Annotated in this window: 23 protein-coding genes and 1 pseudogene; 11 read left to right on the forward strand and 13 right to left on the reverse strand. The window is 65.8% G+C overall.

The window, feature by feature from the left end:
• Positions 1 to 187: 187 nt before the first annotated feature.
• The 3 genes from ASE39_RS20825 to ASE39_RS20835 all read right to left on the reverse strand — a co-directional run bounded on the left by ASE39_RS20825 (position 188) and on the right by ASE39_RS20835 (position 2,996).
• Positions 188 to 517 (reverse strand): hypothetical protein, encoded by a 330-nt coding sequence (locus ASE39_RS20825; RefSeq protein ID WP_010460358.1) that lies wholly within the window; start codon positions 515 to 517, stop codon positions 188 to 190.
• Between the two features lie 68 nt (positions 518 to 585).
• Complete coding sequence (locus tag ASE39_RS20830; protein WP_057272389.1) at positions 586 to 1,569, reverse strand: FHA domain-containing protein; 984 nt, start codon at positions 1,567 to 1,569, stop codon at positions 586 to 588.
• Complete coding sequence (locus ASE39_RS20835; protein WP_057272390.1) at positions 1,566 to 2,996, reverse strand: serine protease; 1,431 nt, start codon at positions 2,994 to 2,996, stop codon at positions 1,566 to 1,568. Before ASE39_RS20835 ends, ASE39_RS20830 begins: the two co-directional genes overlap by 4 nt.
• 108 nt (positions 2,997 to 3,104) lie before the next feature.
• On the opposite strand from ASE39_RS20835, the gene ASE39_RS20840 reads away from it, so the two are divergent.
• The gene (locus ASE39_RS20840) at positions 3,105 to 4,046 is read left to right on the forward strand and encodes a M14 family metallocarboxypeptidase (RefSeq protein ID WP_057272391.1); all 942 of its coding nucleotides are present in this window, start codon (positions 3,105 to 3,107) and stop codon (positions 4,044 to 4,046) included.
• A gap of 55 nt (positions 4,047 to 4,101) precedes the next feature.
• Here the strand turns inward: ASE39_RS20840 and ASE39_RS20845 are convergent, their stop codons facing one another.
• The 4 genes from ASE39_RS20845 to ASE39_RS20850 all read right to left on the reverse strand — a co-directional run bounded on the left by ASE39_RS20845 (position 4,102) and on the right by ASE39_RS20850 (position 7,451).
• Positions 4,102 to 4,419, reverse strand: coding sequence for a hypothetical protein (locus tag ASE39_RS20845; RefSeq protein WP_082606721.1), 318 nt, complete (start codon positions 4,417 to 4,419; stop codon positions 4,102 to 4,104).
• 252 nt (positions 4,420 to 4,671) lie between these two features.
• Positions 4,672 to 4,866, reverse strand: coding sequence for a hypothetical protein (locus ASE39_RS26110; protein ID WP_082615542.1), 195 nt, complete (start codon positions 4,864 to 4,866; stop codon positions 4,672 to 4,674).
• 32 nt (positions 4,867 to 4,898) lie between these two features.
• Complete coding sequence (locus ASE39_RS26115) at positions 4,899 to 5,312, reverse strand: hypothetical protein (protein ID WP_081474575.1); 414 nt, start codon at positions 5,310 to 5,312, stop codon at positions 4,899 to 4,901.
• Positions 5,313 to 5,615: 303 nt separating this feature from the next.
• The gene (locus ASE39_RS20850; protein ID WP_010460368.1) at positions 5,616 to 7,451 is read right to left on the reverse strand and encodes a glutamine--tRNA ligase/YqeY domain fusion protein; all 1,836 of its coding nucleotides are present in this window, start codon (positions 7,449 to 7,451) and stop codon (positions 5,616 to 5,618) included.
• A gap of 172 nt (positions 7,452 to 7,623) precedes the next feature.
• On the opposite strand from ASE39_RS20850, the gene ASE39_RS20855 reads away from it, so the two are divergent.
• The 6 genes from ASE39_RS20855 to ASE39_RS20880 all read left to right on the forward strand — a co-directional run bounded on the left by ASE39_RS20855 (position 7,624) and on the right by ASE39_RS20880 (position 11,868).
• On the forward strand, positions 7,624 to 7,974 hold the full coding sequence (locus ASE39_RS20855; protein WP_057272532.1) for a hypothetical protein: 351 nt from the start codon (positions 7,624 to 7,626) through the stop codon (positions 7,972 to 7,974).
• A 218-nt stretch (positions 7,975 to 8,192) separates the two neighbouring features.
• A complete protein-coding gene (gene aroQ, locus ASE39_RS20860) occupies positions 8,193 to 8,669 on the forward strand; it encodes a type II 3-dehydroquinate dehydratase (protein ID WP_010460374.1) in 477 nt (158 codons plus the stop codon).
• 38 nt (positions 8,670 to 8,707) lie between these two features.
• Positions 8,708 to 9,124: an alternative ribosome rescue aminoacyl-tRNA hydrolase ArfB gene (arfB, locus tag ASE39_RS20865; RefSeq protein WP_057272392.1), complete on the forward strand. Its 417-nt coding sequence runs from the start codon at positions 8,708 to 8,710 to the stop codon at positions 9,122 to 9,124.
• 144 nt (positions 9,125 to 9,268) lie between these two features.
• Entirely contained in the window at positions 9,269 to 10,111 is an 843-nt protein-coding gene (locus ASE39_RS20870; protein ID WP_057272393.1) for a class III extradiol ring-cleavage dioxygenase, read from the forward strand.
• Between the two features lie 38 nt (positions 10,112 to 10,149).
• Positions 10,150 to 10,821: a dienelactone hydrolase family protein gene (locus ASE39_RS20875; RefSeq protein WP_010460380.1), complete on the forward strand. Its 672-nt coding sequence runs from the start codon at positions 10,150 to 10,152 to the stop codon at positions 10,819 to 10,821.
• A gap of 147 nt (positions 10,822 to 10,968) precedes the next feature.
• Positions 10,969 to 11,868 (forward strand): DUF3014 domain-containing protein, encoded by a 900-nt coding sequence (locus ASE39_RS20880; RefSeq protein WP_057272394.1) that lies wholly within the window; start codon positions 10,969 to 10,971, stop codon positions 11,866 to 11,868.
• A gap of 37 nt (positions 11,869 to 11,905) precedes the next feature.
• On the opposite strand, the gene ASE39_RS20885 is transcribed toward ASE39_RS20880, so the two are convergent.
• Positions 11,906 to 13,153, reverse strand: coding sequence for an MFS transporter (locus tag ASE39_RS20885; protein WP_057272395.1), 1,248 nt, complete (start codon positions 13,151 to 13,153; stop codon positions 11,906 to 11,908).
• Positions 13,154 to 13,227: 74 nt separating this feature from the next.
• On the opposite strand from ASE39_RS20885, the gene ASE39_RS20890 reads away from it, so the two are divergent.
• The gene (locus ASE39_RS20890; protein ID WP_057272396.1) at positions 13,228 to 14,241 is read left to right on the forward strand and encodes an AraC family transcriptional regulator; all 1,014 of its coding nucleotides are present in this window, start codon (positions 13,228 to 13,230) and stop codon (positions 14,239 to 14,241) included.
• A gap of 29 nt (positions 14,242 to 14,270) precedes the next feature.
• Here the strand turns inward: ASE39_RS20890 and ASE39_RS20895 are convergent, their stop codons facing one another.
• A complete protein-coding gene (locus ASE39_RS20895) occupies positions 14,271 to 14,738 on the reverse strand; it encodes an Lrp/AsnC family transcriptional regulator (RefSeq protein ID WP_057272397.1) in 468 nt (155 codons plus the stop codon).
• Positions 14,739 to 14,840: 102 nt separating this feature from the next.
• Between ASE39_RS20895 and mdeB the strand changes: the two genes are divergently transcribed.
• The 3 genes from mdeB (at position 14,841) to ASE39_RS20910 (ending at position 18,426) form a co-directional block, all read left to right on the forward strand.
• Positions 14,841 to 17,516, forward strand: coding sequence for an alpha-ketoglutarate dehydrogenase (gene mdeB / locus ASE39_RS20900; RefSeq protein ID WP_057272533.1), 2,676 nt, complete (start codon positions 14,841 to 14,843; stop codon positions 17,514 to 17,516).
• Between the two features lie 107 nt (positions 17,517 to 17,623).
• Positions 17,624 to 18,070 carry a GNAT family N-acetyltransferase gene (locus tag ASE39_RS20905; protein ID WP_057272398.1) on the forward strand — a complete coding sequence of 149 codons (447 nt, stop codon included), beginning with the start codon at positions 17,624 to 17,626 and terminating at the stop codon, positions 18,068 to 18,070.
• Positions 18,071 to 18,192: 122 nt separating this feature from the next.
• A complete protein-coding gene (locus ASE39_RS20910) occupies positions 18,193 to 18,426 on the forward strand; it encodes a hypothetical protein (protein WP_057272534.1) in 234 nt (77 codons plus the stop codon).
• Between the two features lie 97 nt (positions 18,427 to 18,523).
• On the opposite strand, the pseudogene ASE39_RS27205 reads toward ASE39_RS20910, so the two are convergent.
• The 4 genes and pseudogenes from ASE39_RS27205 to ASE39_RS20925 form a co-directional block, all read right to left on the reverse strand.
• Positions 18,524 to 18,729, reverse strand: a pseudogene (locus ASE39_RS27205) (DSD1 family PLP-dependent enzyme); the annotation flags it as partial.
• Between the two features lie 94 nt (positions 18,730 to 18,823).
• The gene (locus ASE39_RS20915) at positions 18,824 to 19,798 is read right to left on the reverse strand and encodes a threo-3-hydroxy-L-aspartate ammonia-lyase (RefSeq protein WP_057272399.1); all 975 of its coding nucleotides are present in this window, start codon (positions 19,796 to 19,798) and stop codon (positions 18,824 to 18,826) included.
• On the reverse strand, positions 19,795 to 20,010 hold the full coding sequence (locus ASE39_RS27355; RefSeq protein WP_057272400.1) for a hypothetical protein: 216 nt from the start codon (positions 20,008 to 20,010) through the stop codon (positions 19,795 to 19,797). The genes ASE39_RS20915 and ASE39_RS27355 overlap by 4 nt, the downstream gene beginning before the upstream one ends.
• Entirely contained in the window at positions 20,000 to 20,698 is a 699-nt protein-coding gene (locus ASE39_RS20925) for a PAS domain-containing protein (protein ID WP_010460400.1), read from the reverse strand. Before ASE39_RS20925 ends, ASE39_RS27355 begins: the two co-directional genes overlap by 11 nt.
• Positions 20,699 to 20,835: the final 137 nt, after the last annotated feature.

Raw genomic sequence — 20,835 nt, forward strand, 5'->3', positions numbered from 1 at the left:
TGTGTGGCCTTCTGTGCTGGCTGCGGAAGGGCACTGCCGGACGCCGCCCGCGAAGCCCAGGGCCGACGAATTTGAATGAAATTGGCCACCAGCGCTTGATAGATAAGCGCTGGCAGCTATCAAAAGTAGAGTGCACCCGATTCGAAGAAGAAGGAAGTTCGTCCACTGGAGCGCGAAAACATCGGGCTCAGGCCTGCCACACCCCAAACCCCGCCGACCGCAGGTCGATGCCAATCTCGATCTCCCGGTCCACCGCGTCCTCGTAGCTCATCGGGTTGAAGCCTTCATACAGGTCGGGCAGCAGGCGCAGGCCGTATTGCGTCACGAACCGGTTGGCCTGAATGCCCGCCTTGTGCTTGTCAAACCGCACGTCCGGGTCCAGGCCCGTCATGCCCACGTACACGCAGGGCTTGCCCTCGATGTAGCCCGGGTTGCACCGGCGAAAGCGCGGCTCCAGCAGCACGTCTTTGGAGAGTTCGACCACGTAGACGTGGTGATGGAGCTTGCGGCGGCGCATGGGCGAGTCAGGTAGACGCTGGTAGGCGGGGCGGCAGCGGATCGTTCTGCACGGTGCTATTGATCCATTTATTCGTCATCGTCCGCATGTCCGTCGTCGCGCAGGCGGCGGTCGAGTTTGCCGCGCAGCGACTCGGTTTCTTGCAGAAACTGCTCCACCGGCACAGCAGGGGCCACGCGCAGGCTGGGCGGGAACAGGCTGCTCATGTACAGCGCGTCCGACAGGCGCATGCGGTTGAGCCACTGCGCACCCAGCCAGGCCGGCACGCCCAACGCCACCACGGCCACCACCGTCCAGGCCAGGCCCACACGGCGGCGCGGCAGCACGGCCGCCAAGTGGGCATACAGCCCCCCGGCCAGCACCAGAACCATCAGCAGGTAGGCCAGGTGCGCCAGCGTCTCCCAAGAGAAGGTGAAAGCGGCAAAGTGGCTCACCAGCTGCACCGCATCGGCCACCAAGTACATCGTGCAGGCAATGCGCACATGGCGCCAGAACTGCAAGTGCCCGGCAAACACCTTGTTGGCCACCGCCCACATGCCCGACCAGACGCCCAGGAACAACAGCAGGCTTAGCAGCACGCCGGGCAGCGACTTGAGGTACTTGGACGCGTCGCGTGCCTCCAGCCATGACGACCCCAGCGCCACAGCCATCACCAGGGCCACCAGAGCGGCCGTGGCGGCCACCGTGCGCCATGGAAACTGCGGCAGGGCCTGTTCGTCGGCAATGGGCGTGTCGGCCAGGCGCAGCGCAATGTGGGTGCGGCCCAGGTCGATCGGTGTGCCGTCCGGCCAGTCGAAGCGTTCGCCTTTGCCATGGTGCTTGCGCTGCAGGCGCGCGCCGTTGCGGGTCTCCAGCACCTCCACCTGCACCGTGCGGGGGCCGTCTGCCGCGCGGTCGATGCGCAGGTGGGTGGGCGCCACAAACGGGTCGTCCAGCACCAGGTCGCAGTCGAGCCCCCGGCCCACCGTCACGGGCCAGCGCGTGATGGGTGCGCGTGCCAGCAGCGCGCCATGGCGGTCAAAGGCTTCTATCAGTCCGAGGGTCGGCATCATGGTGCGGCCTCCCAGCGAAACGCCTGCAGGTAGTGGTGGGCCAGCTTCATGCCGTTGTCGAAAGCGATGCCTTGCACGTCCAGGCGGCCCAGCACGCCTTGTGTGGGCTGGTTGACCGAAGCGGCCAGGATGGTCATGTTGTACAGGCCGGGTAGCTTGCGGTAGGCCGACAGGCAGACCACCGCCCGCAGTGGCAGGCTGCCGGGGTCTACATAGCGTTCACTGCACTCGGCCGCCGTCTGGTGGCGGTTGCCGCGTTTTGGCAACTGCTCGTTGGCAAAGCTTTGCGAAAACACCCGGGCAAACCGCACGGCGCCCAGCGTGGGGGCGTTGTAGGCCTCGTAGGCCAGGCGCACCGCGCCGGTGTTGAAATCACCGGCCACCACATCGCTGTCGGCCTGGCACTGCGTGCGCTCCAGGTTCAGGCCCGGAAAGCCCGGGTCGCGCCCCGAGCCCCAGCACCTTGCGAGCGTATCGTCGGGCACCGGCACGCGGTAGTTGCCGTGGCGCTGCTCCCGAAACGGCGCTTTCAAAAAGCGGTCCGTCAGCAGCTGCTGATGCCCCATCAACTGCTTGGTCATCTCGCCGTACGCGGGTTGGGTGATGGGCTCTGCATTGGCGGCGCGCTGCACCAGCGCCTGCGCGAACTCGGCAGGGATCAAAAAGCTCACCTGTTCACCATCCAGCCGCTTGGCCACGTTGACACCCAGCACCCGTCCTGCATCGTCCACCGCCGGGCCGCCACTCATGCCGGGGTTGAGCGTGCCGCCAAAAAAGATGCGTGGGTAAAAGCTGCGCTTCACCAGCCCGTTGTAGGTGCCTTCGGTCACGGCAAAACCAATGTCCAGCGGGTTGCCCAGCGAGTAGATGCGCTCGCCCTGTGCCAGGGCTTCGGGGGCAGGCCGAAAGCTCAGCACCGGCGCTGCGGCCGTGCGGCCCTTGGCGCGCAGCACGGCCAGGTCGCGCTGCACGTCAAACGCCAGCAGCTCGACCTCGCCCTCCAGCCCTTCCATCGTCACGTACACGCCCCGGTAACGCTCGGGCTCCAGCGCCAGCTGGCTCGCCACATGGAAGTTGGTGACGATCAGGCCATCGGCAGAGACAAAAAATCCCGAGCCAATCGACGCCTGGGTGTCTGCATTGCGCAGCAGCGTGCGGATCTGCACCAGCTTGTCGCGCGACAGCTCGTAAATGCGCCGGGCATCGCGCGAGAGCAGGGCCGCGTCGGCCGCTGTGGGCGCGGCGGCGGCTGCGGCGCCTCCCGGTGTGGGTGCTGTTCCATCCACAGGGGCACTGCCCGCTGGGCGGGTGACCGGGGTGTTGGCAGCAGCGGGTTGTGAGGCGGACTGCGCGTGGGCCAGTGCGCAGAGCAGTAAAAGCAGCGACGAGGTTGCCAGCCGCAAGGGCCGAATCAAAGGGAAGGGCATCGCGGTATTCTATGAACGCCCTGCGACAAGCCTTTTGACGTTGTCCGTACAGTCGGCTCCGTCTGCCATTGGTTCTACCATTCACCAGCCACTCCATCCCACGCACCCATGCAACCCACCCACACTTATCCCATCGGCACGCCCGGCCAACCCTGGGGCGCTGCAGAACGCGACCAGTGGCGCGCACGCCAAGTGCGCCAGCGCAGCTACGCCGACGACGTGCTCACGGCCATCGAGGCGCTGCGGGGCCGGTTTGATGTGGAGATGTATGGCGACGTGATTTATGCCGACGCCCAGCACCCGGCAGAGCGCTTTCCCCTGCGGGCTCTGCGCAGCCGCGATTGGCAGTCCGGCCTGCCCACCGTGCTGGTGACCGGGGGAGTGCACGGCTACGAGACCAGCGGCGTGCATGGCGCGCTGCGGTTTGTGGACACACAGGCCGAGCGCTTTGCAGGCCGGGCCAACCTGCTGGTAGTGCCCTGCGTCAGCCCCTGGGCGTACGAGCGGTTTCAGCGCTGGAACTTTGATGCCATCGACCCCAACCGGTCGTTCCGCGACAGCTCGCCCGCGCAGGAGTCCGCCGCCCTCATGCGCCTGCTGGCACCGCTGCACGGCCAATTTTCCGCCCACATCGACCTGCACGAAACCACCGACACCGACGAATCCGAATACCGCCCCGCCGTCGCCGCGCGCGACGGCAAGGTGTTCGAGCCCGGCAGCATTCCCGACGGCTTCTACCTGGTGGACGACACCGACAACCCCCAGCCCGCCTTCCAGCAGGCCATCATCGACACCGTCAGCCGCGTGACGCACATCGCGCCTGCGGATGAGAAGAACGAGATCATTGGCTCGCCCGTCGTGGCGCCGGGTGTCATCCGATACGCGATGAAGCAGATGGGCCTGTGCGCGGGCATCAGCGGCGCCCGCTACACCACCACGACCGAGGTCTACCCGGACAGCCCCCGCGCCACGCCCGAGCAGTGCATTGAGGCGCAGGTGGCGGCGGTGTGTGCGGCGGTGGAGTTTTTGCTGGCCGACGCGCAGCGCTGAGGGTTGTGGCCCCCAGCGGCACGGCTTCGTATTTTTGGTGCTTTCTTAGCGCACGTTACCCAGCGCTTCCCAAAGCACCCAGCAACCGGGCGCTGACCTCGGCCTCATCCAGCGCCGCGAACGCCATGTTGTGCTGTTCCGTCAGCGGCCCATGGCCCGGCTCCATGCGGCCTGCGGCGTCGTAGCCCATGGCCTTGAACTTCCACACCCCGCCGACCAGCTTGAGCGAGCCCACATGCGCGCCACCGGCAGTGTGGACTGACACCACGCCAGCGTTGACGGGCGCCAGCTGCAACGGCCCTGCCACCGGGCCGGGCGGCACATGGGCGAAGGTGGGGGTGAATGTGGGTGGCAGGGGTGGGGTAGGGAGCATGGCGGTGTTTGTATTGCAAATGGCTTAGCGCTTGCTGCGCGGTAGCTCGCCCCATGTACGGCGTGTAGCGTGTTGTGGATGCTTTGCCGGCCGATACCAAGCTCAGCGCTGCACCCCATGGGAGACCAAGGGGCGGTTAGCATGAATCATGCAACTGGCCTCTAGCGCCTATCTGTCTCTTGCGGCCAAGTGTAGGCGGTGGCTACTGGCTGATGCCGGGCCGCAGGCTGGGCCGCTCTCAATCCTTGAGGCTCACCCCAGGGTGCCCAGCCTTTTTGCATACGAGTCCCTGCGTTTTACGGCATTTGCAGCCGTTTCCGTAGCGGCTTGGGCTGCCTTGGTACCCTTGTTCGCAGCAGCTTTGATCAATCCGAGCTTGTGAGCGGCATCTGCCTGCGCCCGCTTCAAAATGGCGATGAGTTCAGCATGGGCAACGGATGAATTCACAGGGACTCCCATATCTATCAGCGTCACCACCCTTAGAGTGTGACGTTGGTGCGAAGCAAGGCTGTTCTCAATTCGCGAGTAGCAGGTTTTGCAATATCAACCTTTTGAACAGCCAGATCGAACGGTGAGCCCGGCCTGATGCTGGTTGGCAATATCTTTTTTGCTGGATTCTTGGCAGGGTACGTGCCCTGACCTGGACACATGCGAACGGAAAACCCGAATTCTTCGAGCGCACCTTTCGCATACAACTCTGCCAATTGTTGAAACGTCACGAAGGTTGAGCGTTTAACGTCTTTGAATCCTGGCTGGCTGACGTCACGAACGATCTCGAATTTACCAAGTGAGTCTCGCTGTGTATCGGTGAACGGATGTAGTAAGAAAGTCTGACGAACTCCGTTTTTTTTGGACACCAGGGTGTGCTCGACGGCGATATCGGTTAGCAGCATATTGTTTTCCTCGCATTTCAAGCTGCAGCTTACAAAGCAGCAGCATTCGCCATTCCACCCATAGTCGCATACCGTGTTTTCAAACCAAGCCACTGGGGGTCTGGTGCCCCTTGAGATGCGAAGTGCTGACACGGGCAAACCTCACCCGGAGGGCGGGGGCTTTCACTGGGCGACAGCAAATGACAGATCCATATTGCACTGTGACCGACCGCTTGAATCCGCTGTCGAAAGCTGTCATCAGTCCAAAAGAAAACGGCCAGCAAATATAGAAATCTGCTGGCCTTCTTTTCAATCAGGAGGTAATCACTTCCCCCACGAATCCTTCAACCCCACCGCCAAGTTAAACACTGGTTTCTCTGCCCGGTGATCCACCCGGTCCGCCACAAAGTACCCGTGCCGCTCAAACTGAAACTTATCGTCCCGCTTCGCATTGGCCAGTGACGGCTCCACGATGGCAGTCACCACCTTCAGGCTGTTCGGGTTCAGGCTTTCAATGAAGTCCTTGCCACCCGCATCGGGCTGGGCTTCCAGGAACAGGCGGTCGTACATGCGCACTTCGGCGTTCACGCCGTCGGCCACGCCGACCCAGGTGATGGCGGCTTTCACCTTCACGCTGTCGGCGCCGGGGGTGCCGCTCTTGGTGTCGGGCACCACGGTGGCCAGCACTGCGGTGATGGTGCCGTTGGCATCCTTGGTGCAGCCGGTGCATTCGATGACGTAGCCGCCCTTCAGGCGCACCTTGTTGCCGGGGAACAAACGCTTGTAGCCCTTGGGGGGCACTTCTTCAAAGTCTTCGCGCTCGATCCACACCTCTTTGCCAATGGTGAAGTGGCGGGTGGGCGATTCGACGCCTTCCGGTGGGTGGGGCAGGGCGGGCAGGGTGCAGGGCTCCAGGTGGCCGGCACCCATGACGTCGTCCCAGTTGGTGAGCACCAGCTTGACGGGGTTGAGCACGGCCATGCCACGGTAGGCCTTGAGCTCCAGATCTTCGCGCAGGCAGCCTTCCAGGGTGCTGTAGTCGATCCAGCTGTCGCTCTTGGTCACGCCGATGCGGTCGGCAAACACCTGCAGCGATTCGGGCGTGTAGCCGCGGCGGCGCAGGCCGACGATGGTTGGCATGCGGGGGTCGTCCCAGCCGCTCACTTTATGGTCATACACCAGCTGGGCCAGCTTGCGTTTGCTGGTGATGACGTAGGTGAGGTTCAGGCGTGCAAATTCGTACTGGCGGGGGGGCGGGCTGGCCAGCAGGCCACCTTCGGTCAAGCGCTCCAGCAGCCAGTCGTAGAAGGGGCGCTGGTCTTCAAATTCGAGCGTGCACAGGCTGTGGGTGATCTGCTCCAGCGCGTCTTCGATGGGGTGCGCGTAGGTGTACATCGGGTAGATGCACCAGGTATCGCCCGTGTTGTGGTGTGTTGCGCGGCGGATGCGGTAGATGGCCGGGTCGCGCATGTTGATGTTGGGGCTGGCCATGTCGATCTTGGCGCGCAGCACCATCGATCCGTCTTCGTGCTGGCCGTCGCGCATTTCACGAAAGCGGGCCAGGTTTTCGGCCGGAGTGCGGGTGCGGAAGGGGCTGTCCACGCCAGGCTTGCCAAAGTCGCCCCGGTTGGCGCGCATTTGTTCTACGGTTTGTTCGTCCACATAGGCGTGGCCGGCTTCGATCAGCGCTTCGGCGGCGCGGTACATGAAGCCGAAGTAGTCGCTGGCCTGGTAGGGGGCTGCATCGGGGCTGCCGTTCCAGTCATAACCCAGCCATTTCACCGCGTCGATGATGCTGTTGACGTATTCGGTGTCTTCTTTTTCGGGGTTGGTGTCGTCAAAGCGCAGGTGGCACACGCCGCCGTAGTCGCGCGCCAGGCCGAAGTTGATGCAGATGCTCTTGGCATGGCCGATGTGCAGGTAGCCATTGGGCTCGGGCGGGAAACGGGTGCGGATCTTGGCAGGGTCAGGCTCGCCCTGGGCATGGTGGGCGGCGTCGCCGGGGGCGCCGGCCCAGCGGCGGGTGGTGTAGGTGCCTTTTTCCAGGTCACTTTCGATGATCTGGCGCAGAAAATTGCTGGGCTTGGCAGCTTCTGGGGCTGCCGAAGGGGCAGCGCCGGGGGTGTTGGCGGCTGTGTTGGCGGGGTTTTGGGTGCTCATTGGGCCATTTTAGGCGCCGGTTTCGTGATGGTTTACGCATAGAAACGGGCGCGTATACGTCCAGACACAACGTAAAGACGATTTTGTGCCATCCTTTTGCCTACTTGGTGCGTTATGTACCGGTGAGGTGAGTCCATTTGGCTGGCTGCCCTCGCTCAAACAGGAGATTTCCATGACGAAAACCCGTTCTATCTATGCCTTGGCTGCTTCGGCTGGTGTGGCGCTGGCATTGCTGGCCGGCACGGGCGCAGCCCAAGCCCGCGACGTAAATTGGTCGGTGGGCATTGGCGTGCCTGGTGTGGTGGTGGGGGCCAGCAATGGCTACTACGCACCCGCCCCCACCTATTACGCGCCTCCACCACCCGTGTACTACGCACCACCCCGGCCTGTGTATTACGCGCCCGCCCCAGCGTACTACGCCCCCCCTCCGGTGGTTTATTACGGTGATCGCGGCTACCGCCACCATCGCCATCATGACCACGGCCATCGCGGCCATGGCCACAACCGCCATTGGGACCGCTGATCAGCGGCTGGCCCGCGGGCCAGTCTGTTGATCATTTGTAACCAACCTCTTGGGCGCCAGTCGCTCACAGGCAGCGTCTTTGCACAGGCTGCCTTTTACAGCGGCCCTTCGGGGCCGTTTTTCTTTGGGTGCGCGCTTTTCGGGTTGCGCACGGGGCGCCGCATAATCCCGCACTCTGGCCTGCCAGCGTGGCAGGCGCAACGCCCTCGGAGTGCTGCATGTCTGTGAAGAAGAAAACCGTTTTTGTCTTGAATGGCCCCAACCTGAACCTGCTGGGCACCCGCGAGCCCGCCGTGTATGGGGCAGCGACGTTGGCCGATGTTGAAAAGCTGTGCGCAGACGCCTGCGAGCGCCATGGTTTTGCGCTGCGCTTTCACCAAAGCAACCACGAAGGCGCACTGGTGGACTGGATTCACGAGGCCGGCCGCCTGCACGCGGCGGGGGAGCTGGCAGGCGTAGTGATCAATGCTGGGGCCTACACCCACACCAGCATTGCATTGCACGATGCCACCAAGGGCACGGGCATCACGCTGATTGAGTTGCATATCAGCAACGTGCATGCGCGCGAGGCGTTCCGCCACCATTCCTACATGGCGGCAGCCGCCAAGGCGGTGATGTGCGGCTTTGGCGTGCTGGGCTACGGCTTGGCGATTGACGGCTTGGCGCAATTGCTGGCCCAGCAGCCTGCGGCCTGACGCCGCGCAGGCAAGGGGACAAATAGATCAATAGATATATGGCCTCCCCATTGCCCCTGCAGGTGTCTGAGGACGAGGTAGAAATCACCGCCATGCGCGCCCAGGGTGCGGGCGGGCAGAACGTCAACAAGGTATCTAGCGCGGTGCACCTGCGTTTTGACGTGGCCGCATCGTCGCTGCCCGAGGACGTGAAGGAGCGCCTGCTGGCCCTGCGCGACACCCGCATCACGCAAGAGGGAGTGGTGGTCATCAAGGCCCAGCAGTACCGCAGCCAGGACCAGAACCGCACCGATGCGCTGGAGCGCCTGAATGCGCTGGTCAACACCGTCGCCGTGCCGCCCCGCGTGCGGCGTGCCACCAAGCCCACCTATGGCTCCAAGCAACGGCGGCTTGCGGGCAAGACCCAGCGCAGCGAGACCAAGGCGCTGCGGGGCCGGGTGCGCGACGGGTCTTGAACGGGGGAGGCGGTGCAGCGGGCATCTGCACGGCCCTCGTCAAGGGTGCATTGGCATCACCCGTAGAACAATCTGTCCGGCTCGCAGGGCTTGGTATCGGAGGGCATCGGTCCTACATTCATTGCATTCACGGATGGAATTGCCATGTCTGCCTCTGCCCAAGCCCCTACCTCTGCCCCTGCTGTTGTTCCCGCGCTGTTTGTTTCGCACGGCGCGCCGCTGTTCGCCATCGATGCCGGCACCACCGGCCCGGCGCTCACGCAGTGGGGTGAAGGCCTGCGCGCGCAATACCCCGGTCTACGCGGCGTGGTCATCATGTCGCCGCACTGGATGGCGCGCTCTCCACAGGTCATGACGGGGCCGCAGCCTGCCACCTGGCACGACTTTGGCGGCTTTCCCCCGGCGCTGTACCAGTTGCAATACCCAGCCCCTGGCTCGCCCACATTGGCGCAAGAGGTGCTGGGCCTGCTGCAGGCCGCGGGTGTGGCCGCACAAGGCGATGCCGCGCGCCCCTTTGACCATGGCGCCTGGGTGCCGCTGATGCATTTGTTCCCACAGGCCGATGTGCCCGTGGTGCAGGTGGCGCTGCCCGTGGGGGCAGGCCCGGCGGAGGTCTACGCGCTGGGCGCCGCCTTGCGCAGCCTGCGCAGCCAGGGCGTGCTGGTGGTGGGCTCGGGCAGCATGACGCACAACCTGGCCGAGTTTTTTGGCGGCGAGCGCGAGCCCGCACCCTATGTGCTGGAGTTCAGCCGCTGGATTGAGGATGCGCTGGCGCGTGGCGACATGGCCGCGTTGCTCAACTACCGCAGCCAGGCGCCGCATGCCAGCCGCGCGCACCCGACCGAAGACCATTTCTTGCCCATTTTCTTCGCGCTGGGCGCGGCGGGCGACGACCTGTACGCAAACTACTTGAGCCGCGAGGTGATGTACAGCATGCTGTCGATGGATGCTTTTGCCCTGGAGCCCGTCGCAGGACGGGTGGGTTAAGTAAAATTTCTAGCTAAAACTGCCGCTGGCGCTTGTCTATGCTCAATCTACCGCTCACATTTTTGCAGCGCCCCGCTGCTTCCACCACCCCCCGCCCCTGGCTGCTGGTGCTGATGCACGGCGTGGGCAGCAACGAGCAGGACCTGTTCAGCCTGGCGCCGCAGATCCCCGAGCGTTTTCATGTGCTGAGCCTGCGCGCGCCGTTTCGCATGGGGCCAGGCGCGCATGCGTGGTTTGACTTCTCCATCGAGCCGGGAGGCGAACGCACCATCAATGAAGAGCAGGAAGCGCAAAGCCGCGCCCTGGTGGCCCAGGCGGTCGAATCTGCCACCGAGCAGCTGGGCATTCCGCCCGAGCGCGTGGTGGTGGGCGGCTTCAGCCAGGGCGGCATCATGGCGTTGTCGCTCCTGCTGACCCGGCCCGCACTGATGCAGGCCGCGCTGGTGTGGCACAGCCGCCTGCTGCAGCAGGTGGTGCCGCTCACCGCGCCTGCGGACGCGCTGCGCGGCAAGCAGCTGTGGCTGAGCCACGGCACGCACGACAACGTGATCCCGCTGGCGCACGCGCAGGCCATTGCGCACCACATGGCGCCGCTGCCGGTCACGGTGGCATACCACGAGTTCCCCAGCGCGCACGAGATCCGGCCGTCTGAACTGGCGGCCACGGTGGCGTGGCTGGAGTCGCTGTCGACGACGCCCACGGCGTTTTAAGCGTGGGTTTCGGCGCGCGGTCTACATCGCGTTACCTGGGCGGTATCACGCAGGTTTCCAATCCAGCACATCCCCAAGCGGGATTGCATGGAACGCCTGGCACCGCAGCCGCTCGGACAAGGGTTGTTCTTGCTGAAAGGAGACCCGATGCCCGATCAAGAGACTGCCGAGTTCCGCCCCGTGCCAGAGCGCACGTCCTCCACCCCCTGGGTTTTTGCCGCCGTGCTGGCTTGCGCGGTGGCCGCCGGGGCTGCCTGGTGGTTCTGGCTGCGACCGGGGCAGCAACCCCCTGCGCCGCCTCCCGTCGTGGTGGCCCCTCAAGTGCCCTTGGCCCCGCCACCCATGCCCGAAGCCTCGGGGCCCCAGAACCCTGTCGATGCACTGGCCCCGGCAGATGCCGCGTTGCCCGCGCTGGCTGCATCCGACAAGCGGGTGACAGAGCTGCTGGCCGAGCTGCTGGGCCGCGACAAGCTCACTGCGTTTTTGTTGACCGATGGTTTTGTCCGCCGCGTGGTGGCCACCGTGGACAACCTGGGCCGCGCCCAGGCCCCGTCGCGCATGTGGCCGGTGCAGCCCATGCCGCAGCGGTTCGTGGTGAATGGCGAGGGCGATGCCCCCACCACGATGGCCGCCAGCAATTCAGCCCGTTACAGCGCTTTTTTGACCTTTGCCGAGGCTGTGCCATTGGAGCCCGCCGTGGCTTTGTATGCGCGGCTGTACCCACTGTTCCAGCAGGCGTATGAAGAGCTGGGCTACCCCAAGCGCTACTTCAACGACCGACTGGTGGCCGTGCTGGACCACCTGCTGCTGGCGCCAGAACCCCAGGGCCCGCTGCGCGTGAAGCTCACGCCCGTCAACACCGACGTGCCCAATCTTCGCCCCTGGGTGCGGTATGAGTTTGTGGACCCCGCGCTCGAATCGCTCTCCAGCGGGCAGAAGATCCTGGTGCGCATGGGGCCTGCCAACGAAGCGCGGGCCAAGGCGTTGATCCGTGATCTGCGCAAGCGCGTGGCAACCAGCCAGATTTCACGCAAACCTGGGCAGTGAGGGCGTTGGTCCCGCTGCCTGGGTTTTGGTGGGCCGATCACGCGGATGCTGGGCGTGGCCCGTGCCGCAGGGTCAGCAAGGTGCCCAGCGTCAGCGCCGCCAGGGCAAACGCCGGCCCGCCCAGGGCGCCCACGTGGTCCACCATCAGCCCGCCGAAGATGGCGCCGCTGGCAATGGCGATCTGAAACGCTGCTACCAGCAGCCCGCCTGCGCCCTCGGCCTGGTCGGGCGCGGCACGCACGATCCAGGTCTGGAAGCCCACGGGGAAGGCGCCAAACGCAAAGCCCCACAGCGTGACGGCCACGGCGGTGATGGCGGCCGACTGCCCGGCCACCAACAGGGTGGCGGCCAGCACGGCGATGACGGCACCACCGGCCACGATGGCCTGGCGCTCGCTGCGCCCGGCGATCCAGCCGCCCACGAAGTTGCCGAAGAACCCGCCCACGCCATAGCCCAGCAGCACCGCCGTGATGGTGGCCACCGACAGATGCGTGACCTGCTCCATCAGCGGGCGGATGTAGGTAAAGCCGGCGAAGTGGCCCGAGATCACCAGCAGCACCGCCAACAGCGCCACGCGCACGGGCGGGCGGCGCAGCAGCTCGCCCAGCACCTTGAGGTTGGGGTTGTCGCGCGGGGGCAGGGCGGGCAGGGCCACCAGTTGCACGGCCAGCGTGATCAGGCTGATGCCGCCGGCCGCGATGAAGGCGCTGCGCCAGCCCCACAGGTTGCCCATCCAGGCCCCGATGGGCGCTGCGCAGACGGTGGCCACAGACACCCCGGTGAGAATGAAGGACATGGCCCGCGCAAACAGCGAGGCTGGCACCAGCCGCATGGCCAGCGCCGCCGACATGGACCAGAACCCGCCCAGCGCCACGCCCAGCAGCACCCGCGCGGCCAGCAGCGTGACCATGCTGCCGGCCAGGGCCGACATCAGGTTGGACAGCACCAGCAGCAGCGTGAAGGCGATCATCACCAGCCGCCGGTCGATGCGGCGCGTGAGCAGCGGCAGCGAAGGGGCGGCTACGGCGGCCACCAGCGCCGTCACGGTGACGGCCTGGCCGGCGGCGCCATCGCTCACGCGCAGGTCGCTGGCCATGGCGGTGAGCAGGCTGGCGGGCAGGAACTCGGCCGTGACCAGGCCGAACACCCCCAGGGCCATGGAAGCCACGGCGGCCCAGCGTGCCTCGGTGGGCTCGGGGGTGGAGTGCGGGGCGGGCGTGGCCTCGGCAACGACGGCACCGGTGGGTGCATCAAGGCAGGCGGAGCAGGAGGGAGAGGAGGGCACGGGAAAGGCCTTGGGATGGATGGAAAGCCATCGTAGGGATAAGATGGCGGCGTTTCCATGCCCTAAAAGCCGAAATGCTTGACTTTTTATCCAGACCCTTCGACCAAGTGGCTCAAGAGCCATTTGCCGAGCCGCCGGACCTGCTGACGCAGATCCTGCTCGGCCTGCGCCTGGATGGCGTGGAGTATGGCCGCTGCGTGCTGCACCCGCCCTGGGCCATTGCCTTCCCGGCGCAGCGCTCGGCGCGCTTTCACTTCGTGGGCCATGGCGGCGCCTGGCTGCGCACGCCGGGTACCGACTGGCAGCGCCTGAACCCGGGCGACGCGGTGCTGCTGCCGCACGGCAGCTTCCACGTGCTGGCCAGCTCGCCCGACGTGCCGCCGGTGGACATCGACTCGCTGGCGCGCAAGGCCGTGTCCGAGAACATCTACCTGGTGGACGGGCGCGATGCCAACAATGCATACCTGGGCGCCGCCGTGGCGCCGCCCCCGCCGCAGGCGCCCGACGTGATGTTCTGCGGCGCGCTGCGCTTCAACCTGGATCCGCTGCACCCGCTGATGGCCATGATGCCCGAGGTGATGATGGCCGGCGACCTGGCGCGGCGCGACACCACCGTACCGGTGCTGCTCGACGCCATGGAGCGCGAGGTGGAGCAGGACCGCATGGGCGCCTGCGCCATCCTGGCGCGCCTGGCCGATGCGCTGGCGGCCAGCATCATCCGCGCCTGGGTGGAATGCAGCTGCAACAGCCCCACCGGCTGGATCGCCGCCGTGCGCTGCCCGCGCATCGGCAAGGTGATCGCCGCCATCCACGCCGAGCCCGAGCGCGACTGGAACGTGCCGCTGCTGGCCGACCTGATGGGCGCCTCGCGCTCGAGCTTTTCCGAATCGTTCACGCGCACCATGGGCGAGAGCCCGGCGCGCTACGTGGCCAAGGTCAAGATGTCACAGGCCCGCCGCTGGATTGGACGCGACGGCATGCGCGTGGCCGTGGCGGCCAACCGGCTGGGGTACGAGTCCGAAGCCTCGTTCAGCCGCGCCTACAAAAGGATCATCGGCCAGCCTCCCAGCACCGCACGTGTGGGGTGACGGTTGAAGAGGGCGCTGGAGCCTGAACGCTATGCCCGGGGCAGCGGCAGCGCTGTCTTGTAGCGCACCTGCTTGAGGGCAAAACTCGACCGGATCTTCTCCACGCCAGGAATGGGCGCAAGCTGCTCCAGGATGAAACGCTCCAGCGCACCGATGTCGGCCAGCGCCACGCGGATCAAATAGTCGCTGTCGCCGCTCATCAGGTAGCACTCCATCACCTCGTCGTGCTCGGCAATGCGACGCTCGAAGTCGGCCAGGGCTTCCTTGCTTTGCGTCTTGAGGCTGATGCTGATGAACACATTGAGCCCCAGGCCCAGCGCCGCAGCGTTGGCCAGCGCCACATAGCGGCTGATGACGCCCGCAGCCTCCAGCGCCTTCACGCGCGCTAGGCACGGCGAGGGCGAGAGGTGCACGCGCCGCGCCAGCTCCACGTTGGACAAAGATCCGTCAGCCTGCAGCTCGGCCAGAATGCGCACATCGAGGGTGTCCAGTTTCATGTGCTGCAGTTTATGGGTTTTGCGGCACAAAATGCCATGGTGGCGATGGACGGAAGCCAGAACGGCAACTCATTTGGGCGAAGCCTCGCTACAGTGGTCATCATGAACGCCCTCACCCCCCACGCCCTGCTGCAGCAAGCCCCCGGCGCCACCCCGGACGCCGACCCCGAAGAAACCGCCGAGTGGCGCGATGCCTTCCTGGCGCTGGTCGCCACCGAAGGCCCCGAGCGGGCGCGGCACATGCTGCAAGAACTGGTGCGCCTGGCGCGCGCACAGCGCATCGGCTGGCAGCCGGACCTGAACACGCCGTATGTGAACACCGTGGCCGCGCAGGACCAGCCCGTGTTTCCGGGCGACCTGGCCATCGAAGAGCGCGTGGCCTCCATCGTGCGCTGGAACGCGCTGGCCATGGTGGTGCGCGCCAACCAGGCCTATGGCGAACTGGGTGGCCACATCGCCAGCTACGCCAGCGCGGCCGACCTGTTCGAGAGCGGCTTCAACCACTTCTTCCGCGCCCGCGAAGGCGTGGGCGAGGGGCAGCACCGGGGCGACCTGGTGTTCTTCCAGCCGCACAGCGCGCCGGGCGTGTATGCGCGGGCGTTCCTCGAAGGCCGTCTGTCCGAGCAGGACCTGATGCACTACCGCCAGGAGCTCACCGCGCCGGGCGCGGGTGCGCAGGGCCTGTCGAGCTACCCGCACCCCTGGCTGATGCCGGATTTCTGGCAGTTCCCCACGGGGTCGATGGGGATCGGTCCCATCAGCAGCATCTACCACGCGCGCTTCATGCGCTACCTCACGCACCGCAACCTGCTCGACTGCTCGGCGCGCAAGGTCTGGGGTGTGTTCGGCGACGGCGAGATGGACGAGCCCGAGAGCATGAGCGCGCTGACCCTGGCCGCGCGCGAGGGCCTGGATAACCTGGTGTGGGTGGTCAACTGCAACCTGCAGCGCCTGGACGGCCCGGTGCGCGGCAACGGCCGCATCATCGACGAGCTGGAGCGCCTGTTCGCCGGCGCGGGCTGGAACGTGGTCAAGCTGGTCTGGGGCAGCGACTGGGACGGCCTGTTCGCCCGCGACCTGACCGGCGCGCTGGTGCGCACGCTCGAAGGCACGGTGGACGGCCAGATGCAGACCTTTGCCGCCAAGGACGGCCGCTTCAACCGCGACAACTTCTTCGGCCAGAACCCCGAGCTCGCAGCCTTGGCCCAGGGCATGACGGACGAGCAGATCGACCGCCTGAAGCGCGGCGGGCACGACCTGGTGAAGATCCACGCCGCGTACGCCGCGGCCGCACGCCACCAGGGGCAGCCCACCGTGATCCTGGCGCACACCAAGAAGGGCTACGGCATGGGCACGGCCGGCCAGGGCAAGATGACCACGCACAGCCAGAAGAAGCTCGATGAGACCGACCTCATCGAGTTCCGCAACCGATTCAACCTGCCGCTCAGCGACGAGCAGGCCACCAGCCTGGCCTTCTTCAAGCCCGCCGAGGACAGCCCCGAGATGCGCTACCTGCGCAGCCACCGCCAGAACCTGGGCGGCTACCTGCCACGGCGCGAGACGGCGTGCGAGGCACTGCCCGTGCCGGCCATCGAGGGCTACGCGCAGTTCGCGCTGCAGGCTGACGGCAAGGAGATGAGCACCACCATGGCCTTCGTGCGCATGCTGGGCAGTTTGCTCAAGGACGCCACGCTGGGCCCGCGCATCGTGCCCATCGTGGCCGACGAGGCGCGCACCTTCGGCATGGCCAACCTGTTCAAGCAGGTCGGCATCTACAGCAGCGTGGGCCAGCGCTATGCGCCCGAGGACATCGGCTCGGTGCTGAGCTACCGCGAGGCGCTCGATGGCCAGATCCTGGAAGAAGGCATCAGCGAGGCCGGCGCCATCGCCAGCTGGACGGCCGCGGCCACCAGCTACAGCGTGCACGGCCTGGCCATGCTGCCGTTCTACATTTACTACTCGATGTTCGGCTTTCAGCGCGTGGGCGACGCCATCTGGGCTGCGGCGGACCAGCGTGCGCGCGGCTTTCTGCTGGGCGCCACGTCGGGCCGCACCACGCTGGGCGGCGAGGGCCTGCAGCACCAGGACGGCAGCAGCCACCTGGTGGCAGCGACCATCCCCAACTGCAAGGCCTACGACCCGGCCTACGCGGGCGAGATGGCCGTCATCATCGACGCCGGCATGCGCGAGATGGTGACCGAGCAGCGCGACGTTTTCTACTACGTCACGCTGATGAACGAGAACTACGCACAGCCCGACCTGCCCGCCGGTGCGGCAGAAGGTGTGCTGTGCGGATGCTATGTTTTTAAGAGCTACTCACGCTTGTCAGATAAGCGCGAGAGCACGATTTCATCACAATCCGTCACTCTGATGGGCTCAGGCGCCATCCTGACCGAGGTGGTGAAGGCCGCCGAACTTCTGGCCGCCGAGGGCGTGGAGGTGACGGTGCTCAGCGTGACCAGCTGGAGCGAACTGGCACGCGATGGCGTGGCGTGCGAGCAGCGCGCCATCGCAGGAGAAGATAAGCCGGGTACCCCCTGGCTTGCAGCGCAACTGGCCGCCACAAGCGGACCGGTGATCGCTGCGACCGACTACGTGCGCGCCGTGCCCGAGACGGTGCGCGCCTTCGTGCCCGAGGGGCGCAAGTACCTGACGCTGGGGACGGATGGGTTCGGGCGCAGCGATACGCGGGCTGCGTTGCGGGCGTTCTTTGGGGTGGATGCAGATGCGGTGGTGCGGGCTGCGAAGTTTGCGATGGGGGCTGCGGCCGCCCGGTGAGCATGCAGGGCGCAAGCCTTTCGTCGGGATGATCGATGGCCGCATACGGGGCGGCAAGCGTGGTGCGCTACGCTTGCCGCCCTGTGTTTAGTTTGCCTTTGTTCCCTATGACCCAGCCCTTTGCCACTGTGGCCTTGACCGCCGAGAACATCGTCTGCTGTGCGGACTTGTACCTGGGCGTTTTCAACGCGCCGCCCTGGAACGATGGATGGGAGCGTGCAGCCGTGGTGGAGCGGCTCGCGGCATTCATGGCCTTTCCGGCTGCGCGTGGAATGGCCTTGCTGGTCGAGGAGGCTCCGGTCGCGATGGTGTTGGGATGGAAAGAGCGGTGGGTGAACGGATGGACGTTTCACGTCAAGGAGATGTGCGTTGCCGGGCATATGCAGCGGCAAGGCGCTGGGTCGGCGCTGATGCGCGCGTTGGAGGATGTGTTGCGGCGCGACGAAGTCGTGAGCATGAACTTGCAGACCTTGGAGGAGGCGCCGGCGTTTGGGTTCTATGAGGGCTTGGGCTATCGCAAGGGGCGGGTGGTGATGCTGGGGAAGAGGCTGTAGCTTTTCCCGCGCTTGTGTGCGTGTCATGGGCGCACGGTTTTGTGGCGCAGTCGGGGAACCCCCAGTGCCCGCGGGACATGAGCGTTCCTACACTGGTGTTGCAGCAACCGTTGGAGGGCACCATGGCAAACGTCACGTGGGTCCACGATCCACCTACCACCTGGATAGCGACAGTGAGCGGGCAAGCCGTCTGCTTCGTCAAGCGCAAAGATATTGGCGGTTGGACAGCGGGCTGGACGGATGAGCGTTTGTGGCCGGCACCCTCCCATCTGCCGAAGGCCCTGCCCCAGGCCACGCGGTTTTTCAGCAGCCTGGAAGAAGCCAAGCTGGCGGTGGAGCACGCGCTGTCGCCCTGAGCGTCGCCGTCCGGGCCAAGTTCTTTGGGGCTTCTGTCTCGTGGCGGTACTACCGCGCTGCGGCCCCGCCAGCACCTGCGGCAGTTTTGTGCGGCACCATCATGCCCACCGCATGGAGGATGTCGGTCACGCCGCCCGCAAAAAACTGCCCGGATTCTCTGGGTGTGGACACCGTGATGCACTGCGCACCCACCGTCGCCTGGCGCGCGTCACGGCGGTGCATTTGGCGGTTTTGGCGTGCGCGCGAAACCGCACGCCCAGTGCATTCATGGGTTGCTGAATGCGGGCGATGTTGCGCGGCATGCGCGGCAGCGCAATGAGGGCCGCAGGCGTGTCGGTGTCGGAGAGCGGGCTGTTTGTGTGCAGGGGCAGGTCCTGGCGGCAAGGCGGGCTCGGGTTACGCCGACACCAGCGCACTGAACCGAGCCAGGTCCACATTGCCGCCGCTGATGAGCACGCCCACCCGCTGGCCCTTGAGTTCATCGCGCATGGCCCGCGCGGCTGCAAAACCCAGGCAGCCAGTGGGTTCCACGATGAGCTTCATGCGTTCGGCAAAGAACCGCATGCCGTCCACCAGCTGTTCGTCCGTCACGGTCAGGATGTCGTCCACATCGCGCCGGATGATGGGGAAGGTGATGTTGCCCAGGTGCTGGGTCTGCGCGCCGTCGGCAATCGTCTGCGGGGTGTCGATGTGCACGATGGCGCCGCTGCGAAACGACTGCTGGCCGTCGTTGCCTGCCGCAGGCTCCACACCATACAGCTTGGTGTGGGGCGACAGCGCCCGCGTGGCCAGGGCCGAGCCCGACAGCAGGCCTCCGCCACCCAGGCAGACGAAGAAGGCATCCAGCGGGCCCACCTCCTCGAACAGCTCCTTGGCCGCCGTGCCCTGGCCGGTCAGCACGTCGGCATGGTCGTAGGGCGGGATCAGGGTCAGCCCATTGCGTTCGGCCAGGTCGCGCGTGATCTGCTCGCGGTCTTGCGTGTATCGGTCGTAGAAAACCACGTTGGCGCCGTAGCCTTGGGTGGCGGCCACCTTGGCGGCAGGCGCGTCTTGTGGCATCACGATGGTGGCAGGGATGCCCAGCTCGCGCGCGGCCAGCGCAATGCCCTGTGCGTGGTTGCCGGACGAGAAAGCGACCACGCCCGCCTTGCGCTGCGCCGCGTCAAATTGGGCCAGTGCGTTGAACGCACCCCGGAACTTGAAGGCACCCATGCGCTGCAGGTTCTCGCACTTGAAGAACACCTGTGCACCCCACTCGGCGTTGATGGTGCGCGAGGTGAGCACGGGCGTGCGGTGGGCATGGCCTGCTATGCGGCCGGCAGCGGCCACCACATCGTCGTAGGTCGGGAGAGCAGGAGGGGCAGTGGTCATGGGAAGGGGCCGGTGGGATGAAAAAGAGGGTGGAGGTCGCCCAGTTCGGTGCAGGGCTGGTTGGGCTCCCATTGCGCTTCGCCAATAGACCGGGACTGTGCGGCGTCATCCACGAACAGCCGGGTGCGGGGCAGCAGGCCGCTGATCTGGTGGGTGTCCAGCAGCAGAAGCTTGGCCTGCGTGCCAGGATGGGCAGGGCGACTACTTGGCATCGCCGTACACCGTGGCTCGCGAGACGCCCAAATGCTGCGCCACCACTTCCATCGCGCGGCGCACTTCCATGCATCCCGAGTCCTTCAACTCGCGCAGCAGGGCGCGCCGCTCTGCGGCCTTGAGCGCACGCGGTGCGGTGGACAGGCGCGCAGCAAACTGGTCGATGCGCTGGCGAATGGCATCGGCGCCCGCAGGGTCCAGCGACTCGCTGAGCCCGGTGTCTCCATCGATGGACGTGAACTGGCCCACCACGCTTTGCAGGCTGCGAAACAGGGTGAGGTCCACGTTGAGGCACAGCGCTGCGATGTAGTTGCCCGCTGTGTCCTTGATGCCCACAGACGTGCTCTTGGCCTGGCGGCCGTCGGCAAACTGGTTGGCATAGTTGGCAATGACCTGCGGGTAGTCGGGGTCGGCAATGCGCGCCAGGCCCAGCTCGGTGGTGGGGTCGCCCACGCCACGGCCCGACAGGTTGTTGTGGATGGCGAGGATGGAATGCTTGGGGTCCAGCAAGTCATGCACCACCACCTCGCAAAACGGGGCAAAGGTGGCGGCCAGGCCTTGGGCGACCTGTTCGATCTGGCTCAGCAGTGCGGCCTGGTCGGGAGTGCGCTTCGGAGCGCGGGTGGTGGGTGCACGCTGGGCTGCGCCTGCGGGCGGGGGCAGTCGATTGGACTTCTTGTCTGGCATTTCGACAATTTATCTAAAAATGGATAAATTGTCAAAATCTGGAAAAATTGTCTAAATGATGTCTGATCTGGCTGCCGAGGTGGGCCCGTGCCGGGGGTTGCCGCACCTTTGCCCGTGACCGCCAGCCCCACTGCGCG

Origin of the sequence: Acidovorax sp. Root267 (assembly GCF_001429215.1) — a bacterium.
Taxonomy (GTDB): Bacteria; Pseudomonadota; Gammaproteobacteria; order Burkholderiales; family Burkholderiaceae_C; genus Acidovorax; species Acidovorax radicis.

What these genes read in the sequence shown, in the direction of transcription:
- ASE39_RS20925 (WP_010460400.1), bottom strand. Translation starts at nt 20,698, where the DNA reads ATGCCAGACAAGAAGTCCAATCGACTGCCCCCGCCCGCAGGCGCAGCC.
- ASE39_RS20835 (WP_057272390.1), bottom strand. Translation starts at nt 2,996, where the DNA reads ATGCCCTTCCCTTTGATTCGGCCCTTGCGGCTGGCAACCTCGTCGCTG.
- ASE39_RS20875 (WP_010460380.1), top strand. Translation starts at nt 10,150, where the DNA reads ATGCTCAATCTACCGCTCACATTTTTGCAGCGCCCCGCTGCTTCCACC.
- ASE39_RS20910 (WP_057272534.1), top strand. Translation starts at nt 18,193, where the DNA reads ATGGCAAACGTCACGTGGGTCCACGATCCACCTACCACCTGGATAGCG.
- ASE39_RS20855 (WP_057272532.1), top strand. Translation starts at nt 7,624, where the DNA reads ATGACGAAAACCCGTTCTATCTATGCCTTGGCTGCTTCGGCTGGTGTG.
- mdeB (WP_057272533.1), top strand. Translation starts at nt 14,841, where the DNA reads ATGAACGCCCTCACCCCCCACGCCCTGCTGCAGCAAGCCCCCGGCGCC.
- arfB (WP_057272392.1), top strand. Translation starts at nt 8,708, where the DNA reads ATGGCCTCCCCATTGCCCCTGCAGGTGTCTGAGGACGAGGTAGAAATC.
- ASE39_RS20880 (WP_057272394.1), top strand. Translation starts at nt 10,969, where the DNA reads ATGCCCGATCAAGAGACTGCCGAGTTCCGCCCCGTGCCAGAGCGCACG.
- ASE39_RS20845 (WP_082606721.1), bottom strand. Translation starts at nt 4,419, where the DNA reads ATGCTCCCTACCCCACCCCTGCCACCCACATTCACCCCCACCTTCGCC.
- ASE39_RS20825 (WP_010460358.1), bottom strand. Translation starts at nt 517, where the DNA reads ATGCGCCGCCGCAAGCTCCATCACCACGTCTACGTGGTCGAACTCTCC.
- ASE39_RS26115 (WP_081474575.1), bottom strand. Translation starts at nt 5,312, where the DNA reads ATGCTGCTAACCGATATCGCCGTCGAGCACACCCTGGTGTCCAAAAAA.
- ASE39_RS20850 (WP_010460368.1), bottom strand. Translation starts at nt 7,451, where the DNA reads ATGAGCACCCAAAACCCCGCCAACACAGCCGCCAACACCCCCGGCGCT.
- ASE39_RS20840 (WP_057272391.1), top strand. Translation starts at nt 3,105, where the DNA reads ATGCAACCCACCCACACTTATCCCATCGGCACGCCCGGCCAACCCTGG.
- ASE39_RS20905 (WP_057272398.1), top strand. Translation starts at nt 17,624, where the DNA reads ATGACCCAGCCCTTTGCCACTGTGGCCTTGACCGCCGAGAACATCGTC.
- ASE39_RS20890 (WP_057272396.1), top strand. Translation starts at nt 13,228, where the DNA reads ATGCTTGACTTTTTATCCAGACCCTTCGACCAAGTGGCTCAAGAGCCA.
- ASE39_RS20895 (WP_057272397.1), bottom strand. Translation starts at nt 14,738, where the DNA reads ATGAAACTGGACACCCTCGATGTGCGCATTCTGGCCGAGCTGCAGGCT.
- ASE39_RS27355 (WP_057272400.1), bottom strand. Translation starts at nt 20,010, where the DNA reads ATGCCAAGTAGTCGCCCTGCCCATCCTGGCACGCAGGCCAAGCTTCTG.
- ASE39_RS20830 (WP_057272389.1), bottom strand. Translation starts at nt 1,569, where the DNA reads ATGATGCCGACCCTCGGACTGATAGAAGCCTTTGACCGCCATGGCGCG.
- ASE39_RS20870 (WP_057272393.1), top strand. Translation starts at nt 9,269, where the DNA reads ATGTCTGCCTCTGCCCAAGCCCCTACCTCTGCCCCTGCTGTTGTTCCC.
- aroQ (WP_010460374.1), top strand. Translation starts at nt 8,193, where the DNA reads ATGTCTGTGAAGAAGAAAACCGTTTTTGTCTTGAATGGCCCCAACCTG.
- ASE39_RS20915 (WP_057272399.1), bottom strand. Translation starts at nt 19,798, where the DNA reads ATGACCACTGCCCCTCCTGCTCTCCCGACCTACGACGATGTGGTGGCC.